Source organism: Methylobacterium sp. Leaf361 (assembly GCF_001424445.1).
Taxonomy (GTDB): domain Bacteria; phylum Pseudomonadota; class Alphaproteobacteria; order Rhizobiales; family Beijerinckiaceae; genus Methylobacterium.
Genome location: NZ_LMPY01000078.1, coordinates 75,053 through 91,046, shown reverse-complemented (window position 1 = coordinate 91,046; position 15,994 = coordinate 75,053). Strand labels below are relative to the sequence as shown.

The 15,994-nt window shown below is 73.1% G+C and carries 15 protein-coding genes and 2 pseudogenes; 12 read left to right on the top strand and 5 right to left on the bottom strand.

The window, feature by feature from the left end; translation table 11 throughout:
- Positions 1 to 36 precede the first annotated feature (36 nt).
- The 3 genes from ASG32_RS30030 (at position 37) to ASG32_RS30020 (ending at position 2,457) form a co-directional block, all read left to right on the top strand.
- Positions 37 to 216 carry a hypothetical protein gene (locus ASG32_RS30030; RefSeq protein WP_056533559.1) on the top strand — a complete coding sequence of 60 codons (180 nt, stop codon included), beginning with the start codon at positions 37 to 39 and terminating at the stop codon, positions 214 to 216.
- A 3-nt stretch (positions 217 to 219) separates the two neighbouring features.
- Complete coding sequence (gene ychF, locus ASG32_RS30025) at positions 220 to 1,317, top strand: redox-regulated ATPase YchF (RefSeq protein ID WP_056533557.1); 1,098 nt, start codon at positions 220 to 222, stop codon at positions 1,315 to 1,317.
- A 150-nt stretch (positions 1,318 to 1,467) separates the two neighbouring features.
- The gene (locus tag ASG32_RS30020; protein WP_056533555.1) at positions 1,468 to 2,457 is read left to right on the top strand and encodes a MaoC family dehydratase; all 990 of its coding nucleotides are present in this window, start codon (positions 1,468 to 1,470) and stop codon (positions 2,455 to 2,457) included.
- Positions 2,458 to 2,464: 7 nt separating this feature from the next.
- On the opposite strand, the gene ASG32_RS30015 is transcribed toward ASG32_RS30020, so the two are convergent.
- Positions 2,465 to 3,160, bottom strand: coding sequence for a class I SAM-dependent methyltransferase (locus ASG32_RS30015; RefSeq protein WP_056533815.1), 696 nt, complete (start codon positions 3,158 to 3,160; stop codon positions 2,465 to 2,467).
- A gap of 234 nt (positions 3,161 to 3,394) precedes the next feature.
- The gene (gene mtnA, locus ASG32_RS30010; RefSeq protein WP_056533553.1) at positions 3,395 to 4,498 is read right to left on the bottom strand and encodes an S-methyl-5-thioribose-1-phosphate isomerase; all 1,104 of its coding nucleotides are present in this window, start codon (positions 4,496 to 4,498) and stop codon (positions 3,395 to 3,397) included.
- A gap of 166 nt (positions 4,499 to 4,664) precedes the next feature.
- Here mtnA and ASG32_RS35495 point away from each other — a divergent pair.
- The 7 genes and pseudogenes from ASG32_RS35495 to ASG32_RS29980 all read left to right on the top strand — a co-directional run.
- Positions 4,665 to 6,389 (top strand): annotated as a pseudogene (locus ASG32_RS35495) (DNA translocase FtsK 4TM domain-containing protein); the annotation flags it as partial.
- Between the two features lies 1 nt (position 6,390).
- Positions 6,391 to 7,396: pseudogene (locus ASG32_RS35490) on the top strand (FtsK/SpoIIIE domain-containing protein); the annotation flags it as partial.
- A gap of 692 nt (positions 7,397 to 8,088) precedes the next feature.
- The gene (locus ASG32_RS30000) at positions 8,089 to 8,571 is read left to right on the top strand and encodes an Hsp20 family protein (protein WP_020094268.1); all 483 of its coding nucleotides are present in this window, start codon (positions 8,089 to 8,091) and stop codon (positions 8,569 to 8,571) included.
- Between the two features lie 142 nt (positions 8,572 to 8,713).
- Entirely contained in the window at positions 8,714 to 9,232 is a 519-nt protein-coding gene (locus ASG32_RS29995) for an Hsp20/alpha crystallin family protein (RefSeq protein ID WP_056533551.1), read from the top strand.
- Positions 9,233 to 9,363: 131 nt separating this feature from the next.
- Positions 9,364 to 9,792, top strand: coding sequence for a hypothetical protein (locus tag ASG32_RS29990; RefSeq protein ID WP_056533549.1), 429 nt, complete (start codon positions 9,364 to 9,366; stop codon positions 9,790 to 9,792).
- Between the two features lie 28 nt (positions 9,793 to 9,820).
- Complete coding sequence (locus ASG32_RS29985) at positions 9,821 to 10,165, top strand: hypothetical protein (protein ID WP_056533547.1); 345 nt, start codon at positions 9,821 to 9,823, stop codon at positions 10,163 to 10,165.
- Between the two features lie 24 nt (positions 10,166 to 10,189).
- Positions 10,190 to 10,546: a hypothetical protein gene (locus ASG32_RS29980; RefSeq protein WP_244492304.1), complete on the top strand. Its 357-nt coding sequence runs from the start codon at positions 10,190 to 10,192 to the stop codon at positions 10,544 to 10,546.
- A 25-nt stretch (positions 10,547 to 10,571) separates the two neighbouring features.
- Here the strand turns inward: ASG32_RS29980 and ASG32_RS29975 are convergent, their stop codons facing one another.
- The 3 genes from ASG32_RS29975 to ASG32_RS29965 all read right to left on the bottom strand — a co-directional run bounded on the left by ASG32_RS29975 (position 10,572) and on the right by ASG32_RS29965 (position 13,970).
- Positions 10,572 to 11,612, bottom strand: coding sequence for an aldose epimerase family protein (locus tag ASG32_RS29975; protein ID WP_056533545.1), 1,041 nt, complete (start codon positions 11,610 to 11,612; stop codon positions 10,572 to 10,574).
- 4 nt (positions 11,613 to 11,616) lie between these two features.
- Positions 11,617 to 12,891, bottom strand: a complete 1,275-nt coding sequence (locus ASG32_RS29970) for a hypothetical protein (RefSeq protein WP_056533543.1) — start codon at positions 12,889 to 12,891, stop codon at positions 11,617 to 11,619.
- Positions 12,892 to 13,136: 245 nt separating this feature from the next.
- Entirely contained in the window at positions 13,137 to 13,970 is an 834-nt protein-coding gene (locus ASG32_RS29965; RefSeq protein ID WP_244492302.1) for a hypothetical protein, read from the bottom strand.
- Positions 13,971 to 14,272: 302 nt separating this feature from the next.
- Here ASG32_RS29965 and ASG32_RS29960 point away from each other — a divergent pair, with 302 nt between their 5' ends.
- Positions 14,273 to 15,226 carry a lipid kinase gene (locus ASG32_RS29960; protein WP_020094276.1) on the top strand — a complete coding sequence of 318 codons (954 nt, stop codon included), beginning with the start codon at positions 14,273 to 14,275 and terminating at the stop codon, positions 15,224 to 15,226.
- Complete coding sequence (locus ASG32_RS29955; protein ID WP_056533539.1) at positions 15,223 to 15,993, top strand: TerC family protein; 771 nt, start codon at positions 15,223 to 15,225, stop codon at positions 15,991 to 15,993. The genes ASG32_RS29960 and ASG32_RS29955 overlap by 4 nt, the downstream gene beginning before the upstream one ends.
- Position 15,994 lies beyond the last annotated feature (1 nt).

The window sequence follows — 15,994 nt, the reverse complement described above, 5'->3', positions numbered from 1 at the left end:
ACGGGGACGGGATATCGGGGCGGGCGAGAGGGTCCGATGAAGGCGGTGCGCGTCGCGCCCGGCTGTCGGCGGTTCGATTGCCTCCCGGCGGCCGCGGCCCGGCGCGTCGGTGCCGCGCGCTCGACCGAGGACGGGGCGCGCGGCGTCGTGTTCGCGGGCCCGATTCTCATCAACCCATTCCGCGCGTCGCCCGACGACGCGCTGCGACGGAACTGACCCATGGGCTTCAAATGCGGCATCGTCGGCCTGCCGAACGTCGGCAAGTCGACCCTCTTCAACGCGCTGACGCAGACGGCGGCCGCCCAGGCGGCCAACTACCCGTTCTGCACCATCGAGCCGAATGTCGGCGAGGTGGCGGTGCCGGATCCGCGGCTGAATGACCTCGCCCGGATCGCTTCCTCGAAGGAGATCATCCCGACGCGGCTGACCTTCGTGGACATCGCCGGCCTCGTGCGCGGCGCCTCCAAGGGCGAGGGCCTGGGCAACCAGTTCCTGGCCAATATCCGCGAGGTCGACGCCATCGCCCACGTGGTCCGCTGCTTCACTGACGGCGACGTCACCCACGTGGAGGGCAAGGTCGATCCGGCCGCCGACATCGAGACCATCGAGACCGAGCTGATGCTCGCCGACCTCGACAGCCTGGAGCGCCGCGCCCAGTCGCTGGAGAAGAAGGCCAAGGGCGCCGACAAGGAGGCCAAGGAAACCCTCGACCTCGTCAACCGCGCCCTGCCGCTGCTGCGCGACGGCAAGCCCGCCCGCCTCGTGGAGCGCAAACCCGACGAGGAGAAGCTGTTCCAGTCGCTCGGCCTGATGACCGCCAAGCCCGTGCTCTACGTCTGCAATGTCGACGAGGGCGACGCCGACAAGGGCAACGCCTACTCGGACGCGGTCTTCGCCCGCGCCAAGGCGGAGGGCGCCGTGGCGGTGGTGGTCTCGGCCAAGATCGAGAGCGAGATCGCCGTGATGCCGGAGGCCGACCAGGCCGAGTTCCTGGAGGCGGTGGGCCTCGCCGAGCCGGGCCTGAACCGGGTGATCCGCGCCGGCTACGACCTGCTCGGCCTCGTCACCTACTTCACGGTCGGCCCCAAGGAGGCCCGCGCCTGGACGATCACCAAGGGTACCCGCGCGCCCGGGGCGGCCGGGGTGATCCACTCGGATTTCGAGAAGGGCTTCATCCGCGCCGAGACCATCGCGTTCAAGGACTACACGGCGCTCAACGGCGAGGCCGGGGCCCGGGACGCCGGCAAGCTCCGGCTGGAGGGCAAGGAGTACGTGGTGCAGGACGGCGACGTGCTGCACTTCCGCTTCGCCAACTGAGGTCGGCCCCACCCCGTCATCGCGCGCGCAGCGACGCGACCCAGGGCAGCGCGACATCGGTGAGCGCGGCGCCGCCTGGATCGCTTCGCTCCGCTCGCAAAGACGGCGATCCCGATCGCCTGCCCCACTGATCAACGTGACGAGCCCGCCATGCCCGATCCCGCCCTGGAAGACTTCTCCGTCGGCGACGTGATCGTCGGGGAGCCGCTGACGGTGACCCGCGACGACATCGTGGGCTTCGCGAAGGATTTCGACTTTCAGCCCTTTCACCTCGACGAGGCGGCGGCGGAGACGACCTTCGCGGGCCGGCTGATCGGCTCGGGTTGGCACACGGCGGCCCTGGGCATGCGCCTGCTCCAGCAGGGGCCGTTTCGGGGCGGCTCGTCGCTGGGCGCGCCCGGCATCGACGAGCTGCGGTGGCTCGCGCCGGTCCTGCCGGGGGACGCGCTGACGCTGACCTTCCGGGTCGCGGGCCTGCGCGACTCGGCCTCGAAGCCGGGCCTCGGCTTCCTGACCGCCGAGGTCGCCCTCGCCAACCAGCGCGGCGAGACGGTCCTGACCCAGCGCTTCACCTTCATGCTGGCCCGCCGCGGCACCGATCCCCTGCCCCCGCGGCCCGTGGAGATCGGCGTGCCGGGGCCGGTCACCGAGCCGGAGGATGCCGAGATCCTGCCGTTCCTGCGGGACGCCGAGATCGGCGCCGTCCGGGAGCTGGGCGCCTACCCGTTCAGCGCCGAGGCGATCGTGGCCTTCGCGCGGGCCTACGACCCGCAGGCCTTCCACCTCGACCACGACGCGGCCAAGCGCAGCCATTTCGGCGGCCTCTGCGCCTCCGGCTGGCACACGACCGCCGCCTACATGAACCGGATGCTCACGACCCGCGCCCGGGACGCCGCCTACACGGCCGCCCGCGGGCCGGTCCCGGAGGCGGGCCCCTCCCCCGGGTTCAAGAACCTGCGCTGGCTGAAGCCGGTCTACGCGGGCGACACGGTCCGGTTCAGCGCCAAGCTCACCGACAAGCGCGCCTCGGCGTCGCGGCCGGGCTGGGGCTTGGCCTTCGCGCGCAACACCGGGGTGAACCAGCGCGGCGAGGCGGTCTTCGCCTTCGACAGCGCGGTCTTCCACCAGTGGGAGCCGTGAGCGGGCCTCAGGCCGGCGCCTTGCCGAGCACCGCGAGGGACTGACCCAGATACACGCCCGACGGCCACGGCGCCGCCGTGCCGTCGAGGAACGTCACGCTGTCGAAGCCGATATGGTCGGCCCAGGTCTGCCAGACGCTGCGCTCGATGAACGTGTTGAGGTGCGGCACCGTGCTGGTGCGCTGCTCGCCGACCGTCTTGGTGAAGACGCCCCAGTGCGAGGCCATGCTGAACTCGAGGTACGAGGCCACGACGCGGCCCCCGGGCCTGAGGGCGCGGTGCATCTCCTCCAAGTAGATGTAGCACTCCGTGTGCAGGAGATGCGTGAACACGCTGAAGGCCGAGACGAGGTCGACGCTGCCGTCGGCGACCGGCAGCGACAGCGCCGTGTTCCGGGCGAAGCGGTAGTCCCTGGGACAGCGGCGCTTCGCGTAGTCCAGCAGGTCCTGAACGACGTCGAGGCCCAGATACGCGACGCTCGCGGTGCGGGCGAGATGCACCGCCAGGCGCCCGGAGCCGCAACCGAAATCGACCACCGACTGGCCGTCCCGGAGCCCGAAATGCTGGAGGATCTCGCACTCGATCGCGCCGATGCGGTCGTAGTCGCCGCCCACCGCCACGCTCATCGCCTCGTCCAGGGGCAAGTCGCGCATCAGTCGGCGGACGTACGCCTCATAATCCTCGACGAAATGAAATTTCGCCATCGCGGCCACCTCGAAGGTGTCGAGATCGGACTGGGATGATCAGTCCATCCGCCGTCGAGATTTGTTCTTCCCCACGACGCTCCGGCATCCGTTCTGCCGAACACCGTCGAGCCGCGAAAGCGGCCGCGCGGATACGGGGCGCGAATTGCCCCCGAGGCTGCCTTTTCGGTCACACCGCGTTCGGGAAGACCCGGATACTGCGCCGGGCGGCCGCGGCTGCGGGAGAATCCGCCCTCACGCCGCCCGGCGGCGCTCCGGATAGAGATCGTACAGGCCCTCGCGGCTCGCCGCGCAGATGCCGCGCTCGGTGATGATCCCGGTCACGAGGCGCGACGGCGTCACGTCGAAGGCGGGGTTGGCCACCGGGCTGCCGGGGGAGACGACCTCGATCGTGGCGAAGCCGCCGTCGGGCAGCCGGCCGGTCATGTGGGTGACCTCGCGCCCGTCGCGCTCCTCGATCGGGATCTCCTTCACCCCGTCGTCGAGGGTCCAGTCGATGGTCGAGAACGGCAGGGCGGCGTAGAACGGCACGCCGTTGTCGTGGGCCGCCAGCGCCTTCAGGTAGGTGCCGATCTTGTTGCAGACGTCGCCGCTCGCCGTGGTCCGATCCGAGCCGACGATGCAGAGATCGACGCCGCCGTGCTGCATGAGGTGGCCCCCGGCATTGTCGGCGATGACCGTGTGCGGCACGCCGTGGCCGTTCAGCTCGAAGGCCGTGAGCGCGGCACCCTGGCTGCGCGGCCGGGTCTCGTCGACCAGGACGTGGACCGGCACGCCCCGCTCGTGGGCGGCGTAGATCGGCGCGAGCGCCGTGCCCCAGTCCACCGTCGCCAGCCAGCCGGCATTGCAGTGGGTCAGGACCGTGACCGGCCGGTCGCCGCCCCTTGCCGCGTGGAGGTCGGCGATGATCTGGCCGCCGTGGGCGCCGATCGAGCGGCAGCTCGCCACGTCCTCCTCGGCGATGCGGCCGGCCTCCGCGAAGGCGCGGGCGAAGCGCTCGTCCGGCGCGACCTGGCGCAGGTTGGTGGAGACCCGGTCCAGTGCCCAGCGCAGGTTGATCGCGGTCGGCCGCGTCGCCGCGAGGGTCGCCACCGCCCGGTCGATCCCGTCGTGGGACGCGTCGGCGCGCATGGCGAGCGCCAGCCCGTAGGCGGCCGTGACGCCGATCAGCGGCGCGCCCCGCACGATCATCGTGCGGATCGCCACCGCGGCGTCCTCCAGCGTGGCGAGGCGCTTCAGCTCGAACGCGAAGGGCAGGCGGGTCTGGTCGATCACCTGGACGCTGAGGCCGTCCGGGTCCGGGAAGATCGTTCGGTAGGGCTGGCCGTCGATGTTCATGGCCGCCCCTGTGCCACAGCGGGGCGGATTTTGCACCCGTGGAGCGGACGGCGACACCCTGGTGATGCGCGGCCGGGCGCCGGTGAGCCTTCCTCAACCTTAGCAGGTCGTTAAGGGGGTCGTGCCTAGCCTCGGGGGTAAGTCCCCGTCCTGCGTCCGGTCCCGCATGCGCTCGCTTCGCCGTCCCGCATCGCCCTACGAGACTTTCGTCGACAGCGTTCGCCCGTTCCTGGGCAAGCGCCTGACGGAGCTCGGCGGCTTCGTGCTGTTCACCGGCGCGGTCGCGCTGACCGTGGCCCTGGCCACGTGGTCGATCGACGACCCGAGCCTCAACCACGCCACCGACCACGCCGCCCACAACGTCCTCGGCCAGCCGGGCGCCGTCGTGGCCGACCTCGCCATGCAGATCCTGGGCCTGGGTTCCCTGGCCTTCGTGCTGCCGCCGGTGCTCTGGGGCATCCGGCTGATGCGGGAGCGCAACCTGCCCGAGGGCGGGCTGCGCATCGCCCTCTGGATCATCGGCTTCTGCGCCGCGAGCGCGGTGGCGAGCGCGCTCCCGCCGACGACCCGCTGGCCCCTGCCCACCGGCCTCGGTGGCGTGGCCGGCGACGGCCTGCTGTCGATGGCGCGGGTGATCGTCGGCGCGGTCTCGTCGGCGGCGGCCCACCTCGTCGGCTTCGGCTACGCCGCCGTGGCGATCCTCAGCCTGACCGGCGCCTGCCGGTTCGGCGCCGTCGAGGAGGACAGCCTGCACGACGATCCCTACCCCGTCCGGCGCGCGCCGGCGCGGGGCCGGGATTCGGGCCGCGACGAGCGCGAGGATTCCGACGAGCCGAGCCTCGGCCTCGTGGGTGTCGGCGCCCTGGCGCAGGGGCTGATGGGCCTGCGCGGCGCCGCGGCCGACCGGATCGCCGCGTGGCGCGCCGGCCGGGCCGAGCCGATCGACGGCGCGTCGCCCGCCCTCGCGGCCCGCCGCGCCTTCACGGACGCCGATCTCCCCTGGGCCGAGCACCTGCCCGAGGGCCGGCAGGCCGGCGCGAGCCGGCGCGAGCCCGTCTTCGACGCGTCCGAGGACTCCCCCGCGGCGCCGGCCCGCCGCGCCGCGCCGCCGCGGGACGACGCGGAGGACGATCCGGACGCGTTCGAGGCGCCGCAGCGCCCGGTCCCGCCGCGGGCCGAGCCGACCGCGTCCCGGGTGGCGCCGCCGCCCGCAGCGCCCGTGCCGGCACGGCGCGCCCCCGCGCCGCCCGTCCGTCCCGAGGATTACGCCCTGCCCGCCCTCGACCTGCTGGCGGCCCCCCGCGGCCCGTCCCAGGCGAGCCTGATCTCGGCGGACGCGCTGGAGCAGAACGCCACGCTGCTGGAGGCGACCCTCGGCGATTTCGGCGCGGCGTGCGCGGCGACATCCTGGCGGTGCGGCCGGGCCCGGTCGTCACCCTCTACGAGCTCGAGCCCGCGCCCGGCACCAAGTCCAGCCGCGTGATCGCGCTCGCCGACGACATCGCCCGGTCGATGTCGGCGGTCTCGGCCCGCGTCGCGGTCGTCCCCGGCCGGAACGCCATCGGCATCGAATTGCCGAACGCCAAGCGCGAGACGGTCTATCTGCGCGAGCTCCTGGCCTCGACGGACTTCGCCGAGAGCAAGCACAAGCTGGCGCTGTGTCTGGGCAAGAACATCGGCGGCGAGCCGATCATCGCCGACCTCGCGCGCATGCCGCACCTCCTGGTCGCCGGCACGACCGGCTCGGGCAAGTCGGTGGCGATCAACACCATGATCCTGTCGCTGCTCTACCGGCTGAAGCCCGAGGAGTGCCGCCTGATCATGGTCGACCCGAAGATGCTGGAGCTGTCGGTCTACGACGGCATCCCGCACCTGCTCTCCCCGGTCGTCANGGCTGAAGCCCGAGGAGTGCCGCCTGATCATGGTCGACCCGAAGATGCTGGAGCTGTCGGTCTACGACGGCATCCCGCACCTGCTCTCCCCGGTCGTCACCGACCCCAAGAAGGCGGTCATCGCCCTCAAGTGGGCCGTGCGCGAGATGGAGGAACGCTACAAGAAGATGGCCAAGATCGCGGTGCGCAACATCGACGGCTACAACGCCCGGGTCGCCGAGGCGGCGGCGCGCGGCGAGGTGCTGACCCGGACCGTGCAGACCGGCTTCGATCGCCACACCGGCGAGGCCGTGTACGAGGACGAGGCGATGGATCTGGCGCCGCTGCCGTACATCGTGATCGTAGTCGACGAGATGGCCGACCTGATGATGGTGGCCGGCAAGGACATCGAGGGAGCGATCCAGCGTCTGGCGCAGATGGCGCGGGCGGCGGGCATCCACCTGATCATGGCGACGCAGCGGCCGTCGGTGGACGTGATCACCGGGACGATCAAGGCGAATTTCCCGACCCGGATCAGCTTCCAGGTGACGAGCAAGATCGACGCCCATCGGGCAGCTGCCCCTCGACATCCTGCCGGGTGCATGGGCCGTTCTGCTCGGACAGCGAGGTCGAGAGCGTGGTCGCCCACCTCAAGCGCCAGGGCCGCCCCAGCTACCTCGACGCCGTCACCGCCGATGACGAGGAGGGCGCGACCGAGAAGGGCGGCGGCAAGGGCAAGGCCGGCGCCGCGGAACTCGAACTCGACGGCGCCGTGTTCGACCAGGGCTCCTTCGGCGAGGCTGGCGGCGACCTCTACGACCAGGCCGTGCAGGTCGTGCTGCGCGACCAGAAGGCATCGACGAGCTACATCCAGCGCCGGCTGCAGATCGGCTACAACCGCGCCGCCTCCATCATGGAGCGGATGGAGATCGAGGGCATCGTCGGCCCGGCCAACCACGCCGGCAAGCGCGAGATCCTGGTCGCCGGGGCGACGCACAGTTCGGCCGGGATGTACGACGACGAGTGAGACGCTGTCCGGGCCGCCTCGCCACGGGGCGGCCCGGACGTCGCATCTTCGCCACAGGGCGAGGTTCTAAAAGGGGGCTNGCTGCAGATCGGCTACAACCGCGCCGCCTCCATCATGGAGCGGATGGAGATCGAGGGCATCGTCGGCCCGGCCAACCACGCCGGCAAGCGCGAGATCCTGGTCGAGGAGGCGGTCGGCTGAGAGCGGGGCCTGCCGCGTCCGCGGCACCCCCTCCCTCGTGCGGCCGACGCGTGTTCGCGGTGCGCCCTGCGACGGAGCACGACGCGCCCCCTCTCCCGAGCGGGAGAGTGTTGGGGTGAGGCATGGGAAGTCTCCGGACAGGGCACGCGTTTGACGCGCGGACGGGGCGCGCCGTCTTCTGAACGTTCGCGTCCCTCACCCTGTCCCTCTCCCGCACGGGAGAGGGGACCCGCGCTCTCATCCTGACGGACGGACGGACGAACCGAGACCGCGAGCGCGTGCAGCCGGCGGCTCAGCAGGAGAGGCCGCGCAGGTCGGATCACCGTATTCGGCCAGCCCTCGCCCAACCCGAAAAATTTCGCGCGGCGCGGAACCGACCCTTCACCCGCACGTTACGCGCGTGCGAGGCCTGGAAACGGGCTCGCTCTGAGGGCGCCGGGCACGGTGTCCGGCGCTGCTTGTAGTCACGTTGCTCGTCGGAGGATGTGGTTATGAGGACGTACGACGTTTCGCCCCTGTTTCGGTCGTCCATCGGGTTCGACCGCCTGTTCGAGCTGATCAACCAGGCCGACCGCGTCGAGCCGTCGGCCGCCTGGCCGCCCTACAACATCGAGAAGGTGGCCGAGGACCAGTACCGCATCACCATGGCGGTCGCGGGCTTCACGCCCGACGAGATCGAGCTGACCCAGCAGGACACCACGCTCCTCGTCTCGGGTCAGAAGGCCGCCCAGGAGGGTGAGAAGCACTATCTCTACCGCGGCATCGCGGCCCGCACGTTCCGCCAGACGTTCAATCTGGCCGAGCACGTGAAGGTCGTGGGCGCGTCGCTGGAGAACGGCCTGCTCACCGTCGCGCTGAAGCGCGAGGTGCCGGAGGCGCTGAAGCCCCGCCGCATCGCCATCGGCGGCACGACGGCCGCGTCCGGCCAGGACAACGCCCCGGCGCAGATCGCCCGCGAGGCCAAGGCGGCCTGAATGGCAGCCTGAATGGCGGCCTGATCCGGTGCCCCGGGCGGCGCGCCCGGGCACCCCTGTCGACACGGATGACATCCCTCACGGGTCCGCGGACCCGCGGGCCCGTTCCCACGACTGCACCGCATTCGATGGAGCGAGGACCATGAGCGTGAGAGATCTGATTCCCTGGAACCGCACCCCCGCCCCGGCGCCGGCCGCCCTGTCGCAGGAGCCGGCCAGCCCCTTCCTGACGCTGCACCGGGAGATGAACCGCCTGTTCGACGACGTGTTCGGCGGGTTCGGCGGGATGCCGAGCCTCGCGGGCCGCGGCTTCGGCTGGCCCCATGTCGAGCTGGCGGAGGCGGACGGCGCGCTCCGCGTCTCCGCCGAGCTTCCCGGCCTCGACGAGAAGGACGTCGAGCTGCTCATCGCGGACGGCGTCCTGACCCTGAAGGGCGAGAAGCGCGCGGAGACCACCGACACGGGCCGCGGCTATTCCGAGCGCAGCTACGGCCGCTTCGAGCGGTCGATCGCCCTGCCCGTGCCGGTGGAGGAGGACAAGGCCGAGGCGACGTTCCGCAACGGCGTCCTCACGGTGACGCTGCCGCGCGCGGCCGAGGCGCCGGAGCGCCGCCGGCGCATCGCCATCAACGGTACCGGCGCGCCGGCCGCCAAGCACTGAGCCGGGCCCTGGGCCGACCCTGGGGGTGACCGCCTGCGCGGTCGCGGACCCGAACGCATGACGCGACGGCCGGCGCGGCCCGATCGGGCGTGCCGGCCGCCCCAGCCTTTGCTCACGATGAGGAGGGTCGCATGCAGCCGATCGATACCAACTCCGTCCATCCCGCGTTCCATCCCGAGATCGGGCGCCTCGGTCCGGTGGCGGCCGCCAGCCTGAGGCCGCAGGCGGTCGAGCCGTTCGAGGCCTTCGTGGCGCCGGGCGACGTCTTCCGGCATCCCCGGGAGGTGCTGCGCAATCCCGGCCTGTCGCGGGCCGAGAAGCGGGCGATCCTGGCCTCCTGGGCCTCCGACGCCCGCGCGGTCGAGTCCTGCCCGACGCTGCGCTGCCTGCCGGGCTGCCGGGCCGAGCCCGTGCCGCTGAGCGCGATCCTGGAGGCGCTCCAGGCGCTCGATGAGGGTTCGGCACCGCCCGCAGCCCCGCCGCCCGAGCCCCCCGTCCCCGCGGCGCTCATCCGGCGCTGGGAGCGCGGTCCGGCCGGACCGGAGCCCCTGCTGAACTGAGCCGGGAACTGAGCCGGGGAGGCGCGTGATGGCAACCTTCGACCTGCGGGGTGGGCACGGGCTCCTGCCCCGGACACGGCGCGGCCGGCGCGGAGGGCCGGCGCGGACCACCGACGGCACGGTGCTCAGCCGCTGGCTCCTGTCCGTGGCCCTGTGCCTCGCCCTGGCGGCGCCCTGCCCGGCGCCCGCCCTGCCCTGGGTGCTGGCGGCCCTGCTGAGCCTGTCGGGCTTCGCGTGGCTCGGCCGGGCGATCACGCGGGCCGGACCGCCGGCCAACGCCCGACACCTGACCGCCTGGGACGCGGCCCTGCTGTCCTTCGCGGCGAGCTTCGCCGTCCAATCGGCGGCGCGCCTCGGCCTCTTCGGCGGCTGAGCGCGCTCCTCCAGGGAGGCAACCATGCAAGATGGGACGATCGGAATCGGACACGCCAGCCCGCCCGGCCCGGCGGCCGCGCGCCTGCCCGACCTGGAGCGCGCCCTGGTCAACCCGGCCACGGTGTTCGACACCCCGGCTGCGTTGCGCGATCATCCCCGGCTGCTCCCGAGCTGCAAGCGGGAGATCCTGCGGCGCTGGGCCTGGGACGAGTACCTGAAGGAGGTCGCCGCGGCCGAGGGCATGGCCGAGGGCGAGCCGTCGCGGCTCGACGCCGTGAAGGCCGCCCTCCTGGCGCTCGGCGAGGCGCGGCGTCCCGATCCCGCCGCGCCGACCGCCGCGATCCCGGCGCCCCGGGCGCTCGATCGCGCGGCGGCCTGAGCGCGCCGCGGCCGTCACTCGACCATCACACGACCGAGAACCGGAACTCCGTGGCGGCCGCGAAGGTCTCGCCCGGCCGCAGGACCGCGGAGGGGAAGCCGGGCTGGTTCGGCGCGTCCGGAAAGCCCTGCGTCTCGAAGCAGACGCCGTCGCCCGACCGGTAGATCCGCCCGGACGGGCCGATCAGGCGCCCGTCGAGGGTGTTGCCGCTGTAGAGCTGCAGCGCCGGCTGCGTGGTCCAGACGTCGAGCCGCCGCCCGCTGCCGGGATCGACGCAGGTGACGGCCGGCCGCAGCGTCCCGGCGGCCCCGCGCAGCGCGAAGGTGTGGTCGTAGCCCTTGGCGAAGGTGAGCTGCGGGTCCCCGGCGCGGATCCGCGCTTCCAAGGCCCGCGGCGCGCGGAAATCGAACGGCGTCCCGGCGACCGGCAGCAGCGCGCCGGTGGGGATCTGGGTCGCGTCGGTCGGCGCGAAGGCGTCCGCCTCGACCTGCACGACGTGGCCGAGGACGCTGCCCGCCCCCTCGCCGGCGAGGTTGAAGTAGCTGTGGTTCGTGAGGTTCAGGACCGTGGGCCGGTCGGTCACCGCGGCGTAGTCCACGCGCAGCACGCCCTCCTCGGGCAGGCTGTAGGTGACGCGGACGTCGAGAGTGCCCGGAAACCCCTCCTCCCCGTCCGGGGAGCGGCGGCTCAGGACGAGGCGCGTCGCGTCGGAGAGTTCCGCCCGCCACAGGCGCCGGCCGAAATTCTCCGGGCCGCCGTGGAGGGTGTTGGGGGCCTCGTTCACCGGCAGCCGGTAGTCGTGCCCGTCGAGGCTGAAGCGCCCGCCCGCGATGCGGTTCGCGTAGCGGCCGACGATCGCGCCGAAGCTCGGGCTCACGGTCTCGTAGCCCGCCAGGGTGTCGAGGCCGAGCACGACGTTGGCCGGACGGCCGGCGCGGTCGGGCACCTCGATCGCCGTGACGGCCGCACCGTACTCGATGACGGCGACGCGCAGGCTGCCCCGGCTCAGGGTGTGGCGGCCGACCGGTCGGCCGTCCGCCGTCGTGCCGAACGGTTCGGCCGGCATCCGGCTAGCGCTTCCAGACGCCGAGCCGCTCGCTCCGGGCGTGGTCCTCGGCCGCGACCAGCTCCGGGCTCGCCTCCGGGGCGGCGCGGCCGCCGCCGTTGAACAGCACCACCTCGGAGAGATCGCGACCGTCCACGAGGCAGTTCATGTTCGCGCTGCCGGGGGCGGGCTGGCAGGTCACCGACCGGTTGCCGATGTACCGGGCCAGCTCCTCCGCCTGGCCGCCCCGCACCCACTCGACGCCGAACAGATGCACGACCTTGCCGCCGACCTTGAGGGTCGCGGTATCGATCACCTGGGCCTGTCCGGTCACGGCGTTCGGCGGCAGCGGCGCGTCGGGCTCGGGATCGCCGCCTGTCTCGGGGGGCGGCGTCACCGTGTCGGGGGCCGAGGCCGGGGGGCCTGCGGGCCGCGCGTTCGGCGTGGCGCCGCTCGGGGCTTCCGCGCGGGGATCCGTGCGGGAAGCGGTCGGGGCGGCGGGGCGCCCGGCTTCCGGCGCGGAGCGGTCCAGCACGAGCCCCGCGGCGAGCACCGCCACCAGGGTGCCGGCGACGGCGCCGAGGAGCAGCCGGCGCTGCCGGCGCGCGCCGTCATCGATCCCGCCCCCGCCGAGGCTGAGGCGGTCGCGCACGTGGCCGAGGCCGTCGCGCAGCGTCTCGCCGAACCGTCCGGGACCGCTGTTCCAGGCCGCCGCCGGATCCGCGCCCGCGGCCGGCCCGGCCTCCGCGTCGACGGGCGGGCGGGCGAAGCGTCCGCGCAGGTTCGTCCGCAGGCTGGCGAACCGGCCGGCGGCGGTCTGCGCCAGCACGCGGCCCTGCTCGGAGGAGCGCTCCGCCAGGGAGCGCGCCCGCTCGGACTGGGTCCCGACGAAGCGGGCGGTCGCGGCCTTCATCTCGTAGGCGCCGCTCAACAGGGACGAGTCTCGGGCCTCCTCGGCGGTCGCCGGGGCCGGTTCGGGCTCGGGCTCCGGCGGCAGGAACAGGGCGGGATGGCGCGCGCGCAGCTCCGCGACGAGGTCCGCCAGGGTCATCGGCTCGGAGGTGCCCTCCCGCCGCCGCGCGGCCCCGTGGCGGTCGAGGACGCGGAGGCCGGTCCCGGACTCGTCCGGGGCGCAGGCGGCCTCGGCCAGGAGCTCCAGGGTCCGGACCGCGACGGGGCGCGGACGCGCGCGCGCGATCTCGGCCCGGATCGTCTCGCGCAAGGCGAGGCGGCCGGGACTGTCGAGAACCGGCCGGGCCGGCTCCGTCTCCTGTTGCTCCACCACCGTTGAAGACGTCATTCACCCGATCCCGGCATCACCGACGCGCGGCGCGAAGGAGGCTCGATCGCGCCTCCCGACGAAGGGCGCCCGCGGGCGCCCCACGGAACGCCCGACCCGCGGGACCGATCCCGCGACGCGCCCCGCCGCACGCTTCCGTCGCTGGCGCCCATTTAGACGCCCTTGCAGACGTTCTTGTAGGGGCCGCCGCACACCCCGGGCGAGCCCGTGCCCGCCGCGCGGTGGCGGATCGCGACGCGCGGCTCTTACGCCTTGCCGGGCGAGGCGGCCAGGGTTCCGGCCTGGATGCTCCGCCGCAGGACGCGACCGGTCTCGCCGAGGATGTAGGGCCGCGTCCCGGCGAAGCCCACCTCCAGGACCAGCTCAGCCTCGCCGCTGGACACGGCGCCCCGGCCCGGATTGGCGGTGCGGAAATCGACGATCGTGCGGATCGTGCAGGTCTCGGTGTCGCAGGCGGCGCGCATCGCCCGCGGCTCGTAGCGCCGCTCGGGCCAGCGCTGGACGAAGCTGCGCTTCTCGGCGACCAGGGCCGCCGTGGTGATCGGCCGCCCGTAGAAGCGCACGCGGGTCGCGTAGTACTGGGTCGCGGCCCCGACCATGGTGTCGCTCGGACCCGAGACGGTGGCGAGATAGCTCGTCGTCAGCGCCCGGGCGGCGGCCACGCGCTCCGCCGACGCGCCCGGCGCCGGGGCGGTCGCGGCCGGCGTCTCGGCGAGCCGGTGCGGGTGGCGCGCGGGGTGGTGCAGGTGTTCCCGGACCGGCGGACGCTCCAGGGCGGCTGCCCGCTTCGGTCCCGGCGCCCGCGTGGCCGCCGCCTTCGGCAGGGCGTCCTCGCCCGGCTCAGGTCTGGCGGCCTGCCGGACCGGCTCGGCGGCGCGCACCGGCGCTTTCGCCGCGTCCTTCGCTGCCTCCTGCGCCGATTCCTTCCCCGGACCCTGCGCGGAACCCTGCGCCTGCGCGGCGGCCCGGGGCGGCGGGTCGACCCAGGCGCTCTGGGCGGCGGCACCGCCCGCGAGGGCGAACGGCAGGAGCATGCCGAGGGCGAGGGCCTGGGGACGGACGGGACGTGTGGCGGACATCGGTGCCTTCCTGGCGGCCGGGGCGGGCATCATGGAGAACGCGCCCGCGTGGGTCGGGGGTTCCACGAAGGGCTCGGGCGCGCCCACATCCTGCCGAACTCCGCGACGGCGACCAGCCCGGAATTGCGGGGATGATGGGGTTGCGTTCGTGCGTTTGGGTACCAAGTCGGGGACAGACTTGGCCTTTGGCCGGTCCCGGGTTCCCTACCGCGTTCCAGACTGCCCGCTCCCCCGTGCACCGAGGCTCCCTTGGCCCGACCTGAGACCGAGTCGCCCTCCGGCCCGCTTCCCGGGAGCGCGCGATGAGCACGCAGCCGCGCCGGGCCCTGCTGCTCTGCAACGCCAAGGCGCGCAACGGCGCCCTGGATCTCGACGAGGTGCGGGAGATCCTGCGGGCGGGCGGCATCGAGCCGGAGGAGCCGCCGCCGGAAGCCGATTGCCGCGACGTGATCCGCGACCGGGCCGGCGCGGTCGATCTCGTGATCCTGGGCGGCGGCGATGGCACCATGAACTACGCCGCGCCCGCGCTGGTGGCGAGCGGCCTGCCCTTCGCGATCCTGCCGCTCGGCACGGCGAACGACCTCGCACGCTCCCTCAACCTGCCGCTCGACCCCCTGGCGGCGGCCCGCTTCATCCCGACCGCGCAGGCGCGGCCGGTGGATCTCGGCTGGGTCAACGGCCACTACTACTTCAACGTGGCGAGCATCGGCTTCTCGGCGGAGCTCGCGGGCGAGCTGACGTCCGAATCGAAGAAGACCTGGGGCGTCCTCGGCTACGCGGTGGCGGCCGTCCGGGTCTTGCGCCGGGTCCGGCCCTTCACGGTGACGATCGAGCACGACGGCGTGGTGGAGAAGGTCACCACGATCCAGGTTTCGGTCGGCAACGGGCGCCACTACGGCGGCGGCATGACCGTGGAGGAGAGTGCCGCGGTCGACGACGGCAAGCTCGATTTCTACAGCCTGGAGATCAAGCACTGGTGGCGGCTCCTCGCGCTGCTGCCCGCCCTGCGGCGGGGCACGCACGGGCGCGCCGCCGACGTGCGGGCGTTCCACACCCAGGAGATCCGGCTCTCGACCCGCAGGCCCCGGCCGGTGAACACCGACGGCGAGCTGACCACGCGCACCCCCGCCCATTTCAAGGTCTTCCCGAAGATCCTGCAGGTCCTGGCGCCCGAACCGGTGCGCGGACCGGCCCCCTTCGACCTGACGGCCCTCGGGAGCCGCCTGTTCCCGACCAGCGAGGCACCGCGCCCGTGACCGATCTGCTCCAGCTCGCCAGTCAGCCCGCCGTCTGGGCTGCCCTCGCCACGCTCGTGGTGATGGAGGTGGTGCTCGGCATCGACAACCTGATCTTCATCTCGATCCTGACCAACAAGCTGCCGCCCGAGCATCAGACGCGGGCGCGGCGCATCGGGATCGGGCTGGCGCTGATCCTGCGGCTGGGGCTGCTCGGCACGGTGGCGTTCATCGTGCACCTGACCGAGCCGGTCTTCTCGGTGCTGGGCCAGGACTTCTCCTGGCGCGACATGATCCTGATCGGCGGCGGCCTGTTCCTGCTCTGGAAGGCGACCAAGGAGATTCACCACACGGTGGATCCGGAGCCCGAGACCCCGGGCGTGACCGGGGGTACGATCGGCTTCGGCGCGGCGATCGGCCAGATCCTGCTCCTCGACCTCGTCTTCTCCATCGACTCGATCATCACGGCGGTCGGCATGACCGCGCACGTGCCGGTGATGATGGTGGCGGTGGTGGTCGCCGTGGTGGTGATGCTGGTCGCCGCCGAGCCGCTCTCGGCCTTCATCGCCCGGAACCCCACCGTGGTGATGCTGGCCCTCGGCTTCCTGATCATGATCGGCATGACGCTGATCGCCGAGGGGTTCGGCGCGCACGTGCCGAAGGGCTACATCTACACCGCGATGGCCTTCTCGGCCGGCGTCGAGGGCCTCAACATGTTGGCCCGCCGGCGCCGCCGTCCCGCCCGGGACGGCGGCGCCGCGTCGACCGGTCCGGCGCGGCGCGCCTGAG

Excerpts from the sequence above, each read along its gene's own strand:
- mtnA (WP_056533553.1), bottom strand. The coding sequence starts at position 4,498 with ATGAACATCGACGGCCAGCCCTACCGAACGATCTTCCCGGACCCGGAC.
- ASG32_RS30030 (WP_056533559.1), top strand. The coding sequence starts at position 37 with ATGAAGGCGGTGCGCGTCGCGCCCGGCTGTCGGCGGTTCGATTGCCTC.
- ASG32_RS29980 (WP_244492304.1), top strand. The coding sequence starts at position 10,190 with ATGCAAGATGGGACGATCGGAATCGGACACGCCAGCCCGCCCGGCCCG.
- ASG32_RS29985 (WP_056533547.1), top strand. The coding sequence starts at position 9,821 with ATGGCAACCTTCGACCTGCGGGGTGGGCACGGGCTCCTGCCCCGGACA.
- ASG32_RS29990 (WP_056533549.1), top strand. The coding sequence starts at position 9,364 with ATGCAGCCGATCGATACCAACTCCGTCCATCCCGCGTTCCATCCCGAG.
- ASG32_RS30015 (WP_056533815.1), bottom strand. The coding sequence starts at position 3,160 with ATGGCGAAATTTCATTTCGTCGAGGATTATGAGGCGTACGTCCGCCGA.
- ASG32_RS30020 (WP_056533555.1), top strand. The coding sequence starts at position 1,468 with ATGCCCGATCCCGCCCTGGAAGACTTCTCCGTCGGCGACGTGATCGTC.
- ASG32_RS30000 (WP_020094268.1), top strand. The coding sequence starts at position 8,089 with ATGAGGACGTACGACGTTTCGCCCCTGTTTCGGTCGTCCATCGGGTTC.
- ASG32_RS29965 (WP_244492302.1), bottom strand. The coding sequence starts at position 13,970 with ATGTCCGCCACACGTCCCGTCCGTCCCCAGGCCCTCGCCCTCGGCATG.
- ASG32_RS29975 (WP_056533545.1), bottom strand. The coding sequence starts at position 11,612 with ATGCCGGCCGAACCGTTCGGCACGACGGCGGACGGCCGACCGGTCGGC.
- ASG32_RS29960 (WP_020094276.1), top strand. The coding sequence starts at position 14,273 with ATGAGCACGCAGCCGCGCCGGGCCCTGCTGCTCTGCAACGCCAAGGCG.
- ychF (WP_056533557.1), top strand. The coding sequence starts at position 220 with ATGGGCTTCAAATGCGGCATCGTCGGCCTGCCGAACGTCGGCAAGTCG.
- ASG32_RS29970 (WP_056533543.1), bottom strand. The coding sequence starts at position 12,891 with ATGACGTCTTCAACGGTGGTGGAGCAACAGGAGACGGAGCCGGCCCGG.
- ASG32_RS29995 (WP_056533551.1), top strand. The coding sequence starts at position 8,714 with ATGAGCGTGAGAGATCTGATTCCCTGGAACCGCACCCCCGCCCCGGCG.